An 11,908-nucleotide genomic window follows, 5' to 3' on the forward strand; every position below is an offset into this window, starting at 1 on the left:
ACGCGCACTTAGCTGGTCACGGCAGATACCGCAGCAGTGTCGTAGAATTCTTCATATTCGCAGACAAGCCCATCGCGGAATCGGCATATGATAACGATTGGCGTCTCCACTGTTTTGCCGGTGCCTTTATGCGTCCAGGCACAAACGCCAATACCTACTACCCTGTCGTCCTGGGCAATGGTATCTTTCAGCGTCCAATGCTGCATTTCGAACGCCTTGGTCAGGTCTTCCAGATATTCCTGCATTTCGGCCCGACCATCGCGTTCGCAGCTGAAATCCAGCCCGTATTGCCCCCTGCCCAGCGAGCGCATGCACAAATCTTCGGTTGTGTACTTTTTCCACATACCGACATCAGAGGCTTTGCAGTCATTCCATTCCTTGAAAGCCTTGCGCATCTTTTCGACGTTGCGCTGCGTGTCCATAATCCGTTCTCCCAAATGATATCCGGTAAAAATGCACTGCCCCGAAACAAAAGGGGACGGGTCGAGTATAGCACCCGAATGGTTGCAAACAAAAAAGGCCCGGCGTCGTGCGCCGGGCCTTTCTAAATCCTTGGGTAAGACCGATCAGACGGTCTTTTTACCCTTCACAGCGGCCCACAGGCGCTTGTTGACCAAGTACAGCAGCACCGACAGCACCGACAGGAAGATGACGCCGACGAAGCCGGAGTACTTGCGCTCCATCATCTTCGGTTCAGCGGTCCACATCAGGAAGGCGGCGATGTCTTCGGACATGGCCTCAACCGTGGCCGGGTGACCATCGGCAAATTCCACCTGATCGTCGGACAGCGGCGGTGCCATCGAAATCCAGCCGCCGGGGAAGGCTTTGTTCTCATAGAGAACGGCGCCTGCCTCTTCCTTTTCCTCACCGGTATAGCCGTCCAGCAGCGAGGCGATGTATTCCGCGCCACCCATGCCTTTAAACAGCTGGTTGATACCCAGACCGTAAGGGCCGTGGAAGCCGGCACGGGCCTTAGCCATCAGGCTGAGGTCCGGTGCGCCAACACCGTTATTGGCCGGGAAGTGATCGGTTGGGATCGCCGGGCGAAAATCGTCCAGCTCGGGGTCGAACACTTCGAAGTTGCCCGCAGCGTAGGCGATGACTTCTTCTTCCGAATACCCCAGCGCTTCGAGATCACGCAGAGGCACATATTGCAGGCCGTGGCAGGCCGCGCAGACCTCGGTATAGATCTGAAGACCGCGCTGCAGCTGGTTTTGGTCCCAGGTGCCAAAAGGCCCTTCGAACGAGAAGTGGAAATCCTCGATATGCTGCTCGCCGCCACCTGCCGCGAAGGACGCAGCAGGGGTAAGAGCCAGAGCAAACGCGGCACCGATTGCAAGTTTCTTGAACATGTTTCCGGTCCCTCTTCTTACTCGGCCGGCGTGGCGTCGGCGTCAGCCTTGCCATAATGCGCGTTGAAGTCTTCTTCGATGGTCTCGGGCTGGGCCAGAGGTTTCTCGATCACGCCGAGGATCGGCAGGATCACGAAGAAATAGGCGAACCAGTAGGCGGACGCGATTAGCGAGAAGGTCGCATAGGGTTCTTCCGCGGGCATCGCACCCAGCCACATCAGGGCAAAGAAGTCGATGATCAGCAGGTAGAACCACCATTTGAACATCGGACGGTACTTGCCCGAACGCACGGTCGAAGTGTCCAGCCAGGGCGCCAGAGCCATGGCCAGGATCGCGCCGAACATCGCGATCACACCAAAGAACTTGGCGTCGATGATGCCGCCGGTGATGAAGCTGGCGAACTGAACGACCCAGACCTCACCGGTGAACGCGCGCAGGATCGCGTAGAACGGCAGGAAGTACCATTCGGGCACGATGTGCGCAGGTGTGACCAGCGGGTTGGCTTCGATGTAGTTGTCCGGGTGGCCCAGATAGTTCGGCATGAAGCCGACGATGGCCCAGAACACGACCAGGATCACAGCCAGCGCGAACAGGTCCTTGATCACGAAATACGGCCAGAACGGCAGCGTATCTTTCTCAGCTTCGGCTTTCGAACCGCGGCGCACTTCAACACCTGTGGGGTTGTTGTTGCCAGTGGTGTGGAAGGCCCAGATGTGCACGATCACCAATGCCGCGATTACGAACGGCAGCAGGTAGTGCAGCGAGAAGAAGCGGTTCAGCGTAGCGTTATCCACCGCGGGTCCGCCCAGCAGCCAGGTCTGGATCGCGTCACCCACAAACGGGATCGCGCCAAACAGGCCGGTGATCACGGTCGCACCCCAGAAGGACATCTGACCCCAGGGCAGAACGTAGCCCATGAAGGCGGTGCCCATCATCATCAGGTAGATCAGCATTCCGATGATCCACGTGATTTCACGCGGAGCTTTGTACGAGCCGTAGAACAGGCCACGGAAGATGTGGATATAGACCGCAACAAAGAACAGCGACGCGCCGTTCATGTGCAGATAGCGCAGCATATAGCCGCCATTCACGTTGCGCATGATGTGTTCGATGCTGGCAAAGGCCAGATCAACATGCGGGGTATAGTGCATCACCAGAACGATACCGGTGACGATTTGCAGCGCCAGGCAGAACGCCAGGACGATGCCCCAGATCCACCACCAGTTCAGGTTCTTCGGGGTGGGAATCATCAGGGTGTCATACAGCAGGCCGACGATGGGCAGGCGGCTGTTCAGCCACTTCTCGCCGTTTGTCTTCGGCTCGTAATGATCGTGGGGAATTCCGGACATAAGTTAGGTCTCCCTTAGCCGAGTCTGATTGTGCTGTTGTCCACCCATTCCGCAGGCGGGACAGGCAGGTTTTCAGGCGCGGGGCCTTTGCGGATACGACCGGCAAGGTCGTAGTGCGAGCCGTGGCAGGGGCAGAACCAGCCGCCAAAGTCACCAGCATCACCCAGAGGCACACAACCCAGGTGGGTACACACACCCATCTGAACCAGCCAAGCACCCGGTGCTTCGCCTTCGGGCGAGGGCATCACGCGATTGGCATCGGTCGCAGGTGCATCCGCTGGCTGGTTGAAGTTACGCGCCAGCGGGTCGGGCAGCGCGCCAACGCCTTCAGCATCTTGCGCTTGCGCTTCCTGGATCTCGGCACCAGTGCGGTGACGGATAAACACGGGTTTACCCAGCCATTTCACGGTCAGCTGCGTACCCGGCTCAACGCCGCTCACATCCACGCGGATCGAGGACAGCGCCTGAACGTCTGCCGAGGGATTCATTTGGTTGATCAGGGGCCATACGGCTGCACCCGTCGCAACGACACCTGCGCCGCCAGCGACGTAGTAGAGGAAATCTCTGCGGGTGCCTTCGTTGTCTTCTGCGTGGGACACGAGGTTTTCTCCGATTCCGGCGCCCGCGGATGCGGGCAAACATGCATCAGCACCGCATCAAATACGGCGTCTCATCGCGGCTATCTAGCGGGGAGAAATCGGTTCGTCCAGCGGTCATAGGCGCGCACTACGCCGCATCTGGGCATTCATGTCACAACGAGGTGGCATTTTTTCAAGATGCAAGCGGGTTTAAGTGGAGAAACCCGCCCTACGCCTGAACTCGGGGTCTATGTGATTCGGGCTAGAAAATCGCCTAACGGAAGGTTGTGGTTGGGGCGTCCCAAATCCTTTCGAAGAGCAGATGGCGGGCAAGATTCTGACCAGATTTTGCCACGCAATTTCCCACTTTTTCGAAATGTGTGGCTGGATAATAACTGAGTTAAAAATAGATATTTTATAAAGGCTTAAATGTGCTCGATTTCGATTGCACTTTTAACGTGAATCCATGAAGGCGCGGGAAATTACCACCCTTAGCAGGACGTTTCCCATGTCGAAGCTCTTTACCCCTATGCTGACCCTTGTTCTGGCTTTTTCCTCGCACGCCGCGGCCGCCGGTGATCCGGCAAAAGGCGAAAAACTCTTTAATCGCTGCTCCTCTTGCCATGCGATCATCAAAGATGGGGAGTTTTTGGTCAAAGGAGGCATCACCGGACCGAATCTTTACGGAGTTGTCGGCCGCTTGGCAGGTACCGAGACCGATTACCTCAACGGAAGCGAACGTCTGCCGATAGGCATGTTCACCGACGACATGATCCGCGCAGGTGAAGAAGGGTTGATCTGGACAGAAGACAACATCGCTGCCTATTCACAAGACCCGATCGGTTTCATTCGGGAATATCTGGACGATGAGACGGCCCGCCCGAACATGAGCGTAAAGCTGAAAAAAGGCGCCGAGGATATCGCCGCCTATCTCGCCACCTTCAATGCCCAATGAGCATAAGCGCCTTGCCCCTCGCTCAAGGCGCGGGGCGTCATTTTTAACTCGGCGGGCGTGTGGCAGCCATGCTGGGGCGCTTGCTGAACTCGGCATACCAAGCAGCAAGCGCGTCGTTTCCCTTGCGCCAGCCGCGCGCATCGTGGCGAAGGTCTAGATAGCCCAGCGCGCAAGCTACGGCGATCTGCCCCATGTCCAGTGAGCCCGACAAATGTGCCATCCAGCGCTGGTTTAGCGCCGCGCAGGCACGTTCGATCTTGACCCATTGTGCTTCGCTCCAGTCGTCCCATTTCTTGTCCTCGGGGCGCAGGCGGACTTCGTAGGTCATCAACAACGCGGCATCCAGGATACCGTCGGCCAATGCCTCAAGCGTCAGAACGTCCCAGCGTGTGGCACCTTCAGGATAGAGCCCGGCCTTTGCGCGCGTGTCCAGAAAGGCGCAAATCACTCGGCTGTCAAACAAGGTAGGGCCGTCCGGGCGCTCTAACGCCGGAACCTTGGTCAGCGGCGCTTTGCACAGCAAGGGCGCAGCGGGTGAAACCGGTGTATTTGCGACCGTCTCAAGCTCAACATCTTGCAACTGTTCGGTTTCGTGCAGCAACACCATGACCTTGCGCACATAAGGTGACGTCGGACTGTGATAGAGTTTCATTCGCGATCTCCCTGCTAGCGCCGACCTTACATTACAGGGCCTGAATCGAAACCTTCAATTCTTGGGTGGCGATACCCCTTGCGCAACTGCGTATGGCTTGGCAAGGTCCGCCCCGTTCTCAGGGCGGGGCGAAATTCCCCACCGGCGGTATGCGGGCAATGACCCGTAAGCCCGCGAGCGGCCTCGCGGTGTCCACGATCCGAAAAGTGGGAACCGGTTTTCGGACAAATTGTGGAACCACCAAAGGGTGTCAGCAGATCTGGTGAGAGGCCAGAGCCGACGGTTACAGTCCGGATGAAAGAGAACGTGCAGCGTGCCGGTGATGCGGTGCGTCTGCTCGTGATCGCCTTGGGTGACGTGTCATGCCGGGCTGGCAGCGAAAAGTGGGAACCGGTTTTCGCGACCGCCAGCAGGCCACCAAACCGAAAGGAGATCATGATGACACACACCCGCTATGCTTTTATCAAAGCCAACTGGCATTCCGATATCGTTGACCGCGCACTGGATGGGTTTCTGGACCTCATCCCCGCAGAGCAGGTCGATGTCTTTGACGTTCCAGGAGCGTTCGAGATGCCCTTGCTGGCGCGTGACCTAGCCCAAACCGGCCAGTATGCCGCCGTCGCCTGCGCCGCCTTTGTGGTGGATGGCGGCATCTACCGGCACGATTTCGTGGCGCAAGCCGTGGTCGACGGTCTGATGCGCGCAGGCATGGATACTGGTGTTCCTGTCCTGTCTATCTCCTTGACCCCGCACCAATATCAGGAAACCGACCACCACAATGCCATTTACCGCGCTCATTTCGTTGAAAAAGGCCGCGAGGCTGCGCAGGCCGCGCTCAAGATAACGAAAACCCGTGCCGAAATCGCGAAAGCGGCCTAATCTTCAGCTTTTCAGAAATACTCAAACGCGCTGCCCATCGGGCAGTGCAACCCGCTCTCAACAGCAAATCCGCTTGAGGCCGCGGCCCTTGCCCGCTAATCACGACGCGCAAAGGAGCATGCCCCATGTCGATGAACAGCTTTGGACACCTTTTCCGCGTCACCACCTGGGGCGAAAGCCACGGACCCGCATTGGGTGCGACCGTAGATGGCTGCCCACCGGGCGTTGCAATCGACGAGAGCATGATCCAGCACTGGCTGGACAAGCGCAAGCCGGGGCAGAACAAGTTCACCACTCAAAGGCGCGAGCCCGATCAAGTGAAGATTCTGTCCGGCGTCTTCGAGGGTCAGACTACCGGCACGCCTGTTCAACTGATGATCGAGAACACTGATCAGCGCTCGAAAGACTACGGCGATATCATGGACAAGTTCCGTCCAGGCCACGCCGATATCACCTATTGGCAGAAATACGGCATCCGTGATTATCGTGGCGGAGGGCGCAGTTCGGCCCGCGAAACTGCGTCGCGTGTCGCTGCCGGAGGGCTGGCGCGCGAAGCCATCAAACAGATCGCGCCGAATGTGCAGATCACCGGCTACATGACACAGATTGGCCCGCACAAGATCGACCGCGCCAATTTCGACTGGTCACAGATTGAACAGAACCCTTTCTGGACGCCGGATACCCAAGCCGCCGAGGATTGGGCCGCTTATCTGGACGATCTGCGCAAGTCCGGCAACTCGGTTGGTGCGGTGGTCGAAGTGGTCGCGCGCGGTGTCCCCTCCGGGATCGGAGCGCCCGTTTACGCCAAGTTAGACACTGATCTGGCCGCCGCGATGATGTCGATCAACGCTGTCAAAGGCGTTGAGATCGGCGAAGGCATGGCCGCCGCTGAACTGACCGGCGAGGCCAATGCCGATGAGATTTTCATGGGCCAGAACGGCCCGCAATACAGCTCGAACCACGCAGGCGGCATTTTGGGCGGTATCTCGACCGGGCAGGACCTGGTGGTGCGCTTTGCCGTCAAGCCAACCTCGTCGATTCTGACCACCCGCAAGACCATCACCAAGTCCGGTGAAGAAACCGAAATCATCACCAAGGGCCGCCACGACCCCTGCGTCGGCATTCGCGCGGTACCCGTGGGTGAGGCGATGATGGCCTGCGTGATCCTTGACCACCTGCTGCTGCATCGCGGACAGATCGGAGAGAACCGTGGACGGATCGGCTGATCTGCGCACGCGCCTGCGCGCAGTCGTCGCGCAGCGGATGGAGACCGATCCGGCGCATGATCTGGCTCATCTGGACCGCGTCTGGGTGAACGCGCAGGCCATCGCGGACGAGCAAACTGATATGCCTGTCCTGCTAGCCGCCAGCTATCTGCACGATCTGGTGAATCTGTCCAAAGACGCCCCCGACCGCCATCTGGCATCACGTCGGTCCGCTGAAGAATCAGAGCCTATTCTTGGGAAACTCGGCTATGACCCGGCTCAAATCTTTGCAATTCAGCACGCGATTGAGGCGCACAGCTTCTCTGCCAATATCACGCCGGTATCACCCGAAGCGTGCATTCTGCGCGATGCAGATCGGCTGGACGCGCTGGGCGCGATTGGGATCGCAAGGAATTTTTCCGTCTCCGGCGCTTTGGGCCGGTCGCTTTATGATCCGGCAGACCCATTTGCAGCCAAGCGCCCGTTGGACGATCTGACTTATTCTCTCGACCATTGGAAAGTGAAGCTGTTGGCGCTGCCCTCTGACATGCTGACTGAAGGCGGTAGGGCTGTCGCACAGGTACGTGTGCAGCGCATGATCCGCTTTCTTGAAGAATTCTCGGAAGAAATCGGTAGCGTACTGCCACCAGACTGGATTCCTGGCTGACGTTGATCTTTCCGAACTAAGAGCGCAGGGTCGCGCGCATGGCTAAATCGTTAACATCGCATCGACCGCTTTTGGCTGTCGCTCTGAAACTGAGCGCGGTGTTTCTGTTCACCGCCATGTCAGCCTTGGTCAAGGCCCTGTCGGACACGTTTCCACCGGGCGAAATGGTGTTCTTTCGGTCTCTGTTTGCCATTCCGGTTATCGTCATCTGGCTAATCGCACGTGGAGAGCTGGCGCAGGGTTTTGTCGCGCGAAAACCCATGGGCCATTTCTGGCGCGGCGTTCTGGGCACCACGGCAATGGGGCTGACGTTCACGGGCCTTGGCCTGATCCCTCTGCCCGAGGCTACCGCGATTGGCTATGCCACACCGATTTTCACGCTAATTCTGGCTGCGCTCATGCTGGGTGAACGTATTCGCAAGATTCGAATCGCTGCCGTGGCCATCGGCCTGTTGGGTGTTCTGGTCATGATCTGGCCCCGGTTGGGCGGTAACGATTTAGAGACTGCTGCCACTATTGGTGCTCTGTGCATTCTGGGGGCGACCATCGCCCGCGCCTTTGTGCAAATTCACATCCGCCAATTGGTACAGGTCGATCACCCGGCGGCCATCGTGTTTTATTTCTCGATGACTGCGACGTTCCTGTCCGGGCTGACTGTCTTCTGGGGCTGGGTAGTGCCTACATGGGATCAAGCAGCCCTGTTGATCCTAGCTGGTCTGATCGGTGGTGTGGCACAGATTCTGGTGACATCTTCTTATCGCTTTGGACAAGCGTCGATGCTGGCACCTTACGATTATACGTCGATGCTGTTTGCCATCGTCATCGGCTATGTCTGGTTCAGTGAATTGCCCACGCTGGTTATGCTGGCTGGTGCAGCGCTGGTGATTGCGGGCAATATCGTGGTGATCTGGCGCGAACATCAGTTGGGTCTGGAACGCGGCAAGGCCCGCGCCGCCACCGATCCCAAAGCCTGACCTTTACCTTTGCCGAACTTCCCCTAGGGTGTGCCCGACACAAATTGAGGGTTCCCCATGAGCGACGCACAGGATCACAAGGAAAAGATGCAGAAGGTGCAAGCCCAGCACCGCAAGAAAGTCTCAGAAGCAGTTGATCCCGGCCGCGGGCTGGTGCTGATCAACACTGGTAAGGGCAAGGGCAAGTCCTCGGCCGCGTTTGGTGTGGTGATCCGTGCGCTGGGCTGGGGTCAGAAGGTTGCCGTGGTGCAGTTCATCAAGGGCAAGTGGAAAACTGGTGAGCGGCGATTTTTCGAAGAACGCGATCTGGTCACTTGGCACACGATGGGTGAGGGATTCACCTGGGACACTCAGGACAAAGAGCGTGACATCGCCGCCGCCAACGCCGCCTTTAACAAAGCCTGCGTGCTGATGGCCAGTGGTGAGTATGATCTGGTGGTTCTGGACGAGATCAACATAGCCCTGCGTTATGAATATCTCTCGGTCGATCAGGTGATTGATGGGCTGAAGGCACGGTCGGACAAGACCAGCGTTTTCCTGACCGGACGCGACGCGCCGCAGGCGCTGCGAGACTATGCTGACCTGGTTACAGAAATGACCGAGGAGAAACATCCGTTCCAGGCTGGCATCAAGGCTCAGCGCGGGGTGGATTTCTGATACTAGAGTCTAAACAATACAAAAAGACGGATTTTACTCAATTGGGTATGCTTTGAGAGGTCGCAATGAACCGCTTTTCCGTTGGACAAGCGGTTCAGTTTTCTAGCAGCCCCATGATGGGACAATACCATCTGAGAATAAGCAACTCAGGTGGTTACGCCCTCTTCCGGCGTGCTGAGCGAGATGACCGCGACCACTGCCGCCCCGTTCAGCCAGTAGAATATTGCGTCCATGCCCGAGAACCCAAACAGGCTGGGCGCGGCCAGAAAAACGACACCGACCAGCAGATCGACAGCCAGATGAAACCTGTAAGGCAGCACCCGCCAAATCCCCAGATGGTGATCGGTTAGCACGGTCAGAACAAAGGCCGCCGCTCCGGTTACAACTGACAGCCACAAGGCCATCGGGTTGGATTGCCCCAGCCCCAAGACGAAAGGCAGCCCCATCAGTGCGAAGGCGACCGGGTAGTCTAAATAGGCGTGTACGGTTCGGGTAACAAAACGAACAGACATTGAAATATCCTTTCCTTGTTTGGTCTGACCCCAAACTAGGCAAGAGTGCCGGACGTTTAATTCTGGTTCGTCCTTGAAAAATTGCAGATCGTTCAGAAATAGCCCGGATCAGTGCATCGACCGGTAAGCTGCCGGTGACAGGCCGATCTGTTTCTTGAATACGCGGGAAAACGCAGCCTCAGAGGCATAACCGACCTCAGCCGCCGCATCCGCCACGTTCCAACGGTTCTCGGTCAGGCCGTGGCAAGCAATCTGCATGCGCCAGTCGGTCAGGTATTGCATGGGCGTGGTCCCCATTTTCTCTGCGAACAGCTGCGCAAAGGCCGTGCGGGACATTCCGGATTCACGCGCCAGCGACTCGACGCTCCACTCTTGCGCGGGGGCCTGATGAAAGGCGGTCAACGCACGCGAGATGCGGGGATCAGCAAATCCCGAAAGGGCGGTATCGGTTGGGCTTTGATGTTCCAGATGTGCGCGAATGGCTTGTGCGAACAGCACTTCGGACAGTTTCAGGGCGATCAGATCGCCACCGATCCGAGCGCCGCTGATCTCGGAGCCGATCATGCGAAGGGTGGCTTCGATCCAGGCCCCAGCCTCTTCGCCGTAGCTTTCGATCAGGATGTAGGGTGGCAGCCGGTCGATCAGCATATGCCCGGTACCCTGTCGCCCCGGCGGAGCGGTGAACGAGAAATGACCACAGATCAACTGCGTGTCGCGGCTTTTATCTTCGCCGCCATAGACCAGCACGCCATCGCCCTGATACCCGGCCTCGTCCAGAACCTGTTCCAATGGCAATGCATCGAGCGGTTTGACCTCGTTGCACAGCAGCGCATGGGCTGACCCGTGCGGGATCAGGATCAGGTCACCTTGCTTCAGACGCAATGTATCCCCTGTGTTAGAGACGTAAACCTTTAGTTCTCCGCGTTGAACGAAATGAAATCGGGCCACGTTTTGAAAGGCCGGAACCTGAATGCCGAAGGGCGGGGTAAAGGAAGTGCGGAAATAGAATGTCCCCCTTAGGGACAGGCGGGTGAGGATATCGCTGAGCAGGTCCAACATGAGGGTAACCTACACCCGACTACGCATTCGTCCAGCCAACTGAACGATCTGCACAGAAACTTGAACTTCAGGCAAAGAAAAACCCCGCCGAAAGGCGGGGTTTTTCGGGTCTATGATTTTGTAAGATCAGGCGCGAACCAGTGCCTCGTAATCGGCAGCAATCTCACGGGTGAGGTCACCAACCTCGAACGTGTAATCACCGATTTGACCTACCGGCGTCACTTCGGCTGCGGTACCGGTTAGCCAGCATTGTTCGAAATCAGCCATTTCTTCGGGCTTGATGCGGCGTTCGTGGACGGTGATGCCCTTGTCTTTCAGCATCTGGATCACCGTCTGGCGGGTGATGCCGTTCAGGAAGCAATCCGCCAGCGGGGTGTGCACCTCACCATCCTTGACGAAAAACACATTGGCCCCTGTTGCCTCGGCTACATAGCCGCGCCAATCCATGAACAGCGCGTCCGAGCAACCCTTGGCCTCGGCCTTGTGCTTGGAAATGGTGCAGATCATGTAAAGGCCCGCCGCTTTGGCGTGGACCGGGATGGTTTCCGGGCTGGGGCGTTTCCATTCCGCGATATCCAGCTTGGCGCCCTGCATCTTGGCGTCGCCGTAATAGGCGCCCCACGGCCAGACGGCTACGGCCATCCGTACCGGGTTCCGGGCGGAAGCCACGCCCATGTCTTCGCCGGATCCGCGCCACACCAGCACTCGGATATAGGCGTCCTGCAGGCCGCTGGCTTTCAGCGTTTCTTCCTTGGCTGCCTCGATATCGTCGACCGAATAGGACATGGGCATGTCCAGTGCCTTGGCCGAGGCGATCAGACGTTCGGAATGTTCGCGGCTTTTGAAGACCTTGCCGTTATATGCGCGCTCGCCCTCAAAGACCGAGGATGCATAGTGCATCGCATGGGTCAGGATGTGCACATTGGCGTCGCGCCAGGGCACCAACTTTCCATCCATCCAGATCACGCCGTCACGATCATCATACCCCGCCATGCGAATCCTCCTGAACTGGGTTGAATTTTTCGATGGTTGAGCCATCTAAGTCCGATGCGGACATAAATGGCACAGA

General features: G+C 57.8%; 14 protein-coding genes and 1 riboswitch. Of the genes, 6 read left to right on the plus strand and 8 right to left on the minus strand.

Annotated features, from left to right (window positions below):
* Positions 1-8: 8 nt before the first annotated feature.
* The 4 genes from ACR0D7_RS10510 to petA all read right to left on the minus strand — a co-directional run bounded on the left by ACR0D7_RS10510 (position 9) and on the right by petA (position 3,300).
* Positions 9-422, minus strand: a complete 414-nt coding sequence (locus ACR0D7_RS10510; RefSeq protein WP_480678971.1) for a nuclear transport factor 2 family protein — start codon at positions 420-422, stop codon at positions 9-11.
* Positions 423-566: 144 nt separating this feature from the next.
* Positions 567-1,352, minus strand: a complete 786-nt coding sequence (locus ACR0D7_RS10515; RefSeq protein ID WP_170382190.1) for a cytochrome c1 — start codon at positions 1,350-1,352, stop codon at positions 567-569.
* A 17-nt stretch (positions 1,353-1,369) separates the two neighbouring features.
* The gene (gene petB / locus ACR0D7_RS10520; RefSeq protein WP_170571210.1) at positions 1,370-2,701 is read right to left on the minus strand and encodes a cytochrome b; all 1,332 of its coding nucleotides are present in this window, start codon (positions 2,699-2,701) and stop codon (positions 1,370-1,372) included.
* A gap of 14 nt (positions 2,702-2,715) precedes the next feature.
* Positions 2,716-3,300 (minus strand): ubiquinol-cytochrome c reductase iron-sulfur subunit, encoded by a 585-nt coding sequence (petA, locus tag ACR0D7_RS10525; protein WP_170382188.1) that lies wholly within the window; start codon positions 3,298-3,300, stop codon positions 2,716-2,718.
* A gap of 487 nt (positions 3,301-3,787) precedes the next feature.
* On the opposite strand from petA, the gene ACR0D7_RS10530 reads away from it, so the two are divergent.
* On the plus strand, positions 3,788-4,234 hold the full coding sequence (locus ACR0D7_RS10530; RefSeq protein WP_480679122.1) for a c-type cytochrome: 447 nt from the start codon (positions 3,788-3,790) through the stop codon (positions 4,232-4,234).
* Positions 4,235-4,277: 43 nt separating this feature from the next.
* Here the strand turns inward: ACR0D7_RS10530 and ACR0D7_RS10535 are convergent, their stop codons facing one another.
* Positions 4,278-4,886 carry a glutathione S-transferase gene (locus tag ACR0D7_RS10535; protein ID WP_480678972.1) on the minus strand — a complete coding sequence of 203 codons (609 nt, stop codon included), beginning with the start codon at positions 4,884-4,886 and terminating at the stop codon, positions 4,278-4,280.
* Between the two features lie 110 nt (positions 4,887-4,996).
* Positions 4,997-5,196: riboswitch (FMN riboswitch) on the plus strand.
* Between the two features lie 125 nt (positions 5,197-5,321).
* Here ACR0D7_RS10535 and ACR0D7_RS10540 point away from each other — a divergent pair.
* From ACR0D7_RS10540 to cobO, 5 genes are all read left to right on the plus strand, one after another.
* Entirely contained in the window at positions 5,322-5,765 is a 444-nt protein-coding gene (locus ACR0D7_RS10540) for a 6,7-dimethyl-8-ribityllumazine synthase (RefSeq protein WP_480679123.1), read from the plus strand.
* Positions 5,766-5,890: 125 nt separating this feature from the next.
* A complete protein-coding gene (aroC, locus tag ACR0D7_RS10545; protein ID WP_480678973.1) occupies positions 5,891-6,991 on the plus strand; it encodes a chorismate synthase in 1,101 nt (366 codons plus the stop codon).
* Entirely contained in the window at positions 6,975-7,637 is a 663-nt protein-coding gene (locus ACR0D7_RS10550) for an HD domain-containing protein (RefSeq protein WP_480678974.1), read from the plus strand. The genes aroC and ACR0D7_RS10550 overlap by 17 nt, the downstream gene beginning before the upstream one ends.
* A gap of 38 nt (positions 7,638-7,675) precedes the next feature.
* Complete coding sequence (locus ACR0D7_RS10555) at positions 7,676-8,611, plus strand: DMT family transporter (protein ID WP_480678975.1); 936 nt, start codon at positions 7,676-7,678, stop codon at positions 8,609-8,611.
* 57 nt (positions 8,612-8,668) lie between these two features.
* Positions 8,669-9,268 (plus strand): cob(I)yrinic acid a,c-diamide adenosyltransferase, encoded by a 600-nt coding sequence (gene cobO / locus ACR0D7_RS10560; protein ID WP_480678976.1) that lies wholly within the window; start codon positions 8,669-8,671, stop codon positions 9,266-9,268.
* 146 nt (positions 9,269-9,414) lie between these two features.
* Here the strand turns inward: cobO and ACR0D7_RS10565 are convergent, their stop codons facing one another.
* The 3 genes from ACR0D7_RS10565 to ACR0D7_RS10575 form a co-directional block, all read right to left on the minus strand.
* Positions 9,415-9,780 carry an SPW repeat domain-containing protein gene (locus ACR0D7_RS10565; protein WP_170571232.1) on the minus strand — a complete coding sequence of 122 codons (366 nt, stop codon included), beginning with the start codon at positions 9,778-9,780 and terminating at the stop codon, positions 9,415-9,417.
* A 108-nt stretch (positions 9,781-9,888) separates the two neighbouring features.
* Positions 9,889-10,839 carry an AraC family transcriptional regulator gene (locus ACR0D7_RS10570; RefSeq protein WP_480678977.1) on the minus strand — a complete coding sequence of 317 codons (951 nt, stop codon included), beginning with the start codon at positions 10,837-10,839 and terminating at the stop codon, positions 9,889-9,891.
* Between the two features lie 126 nt (positions 10,840-10,965).
* Positions 10,966-11,832 carry a branched-chain amino acid aminotransferase gene (locus ACR0D7_RS10575; RefSeq protein WP_170571238.1) on the minus strand — a complete coding sequence of 289 codons (867 nt, stop codon included), beginning with the start codon at positions 11,830-11,832 and terminating at the stop codon, positions 10,966-10,968.
* Positions 11,833-11,908 lie beyond the last annotated feature (76 nt).

The sequence above is a fragment of the Ruegeria sp. BB7 genome (assembly GCF_056539365.1).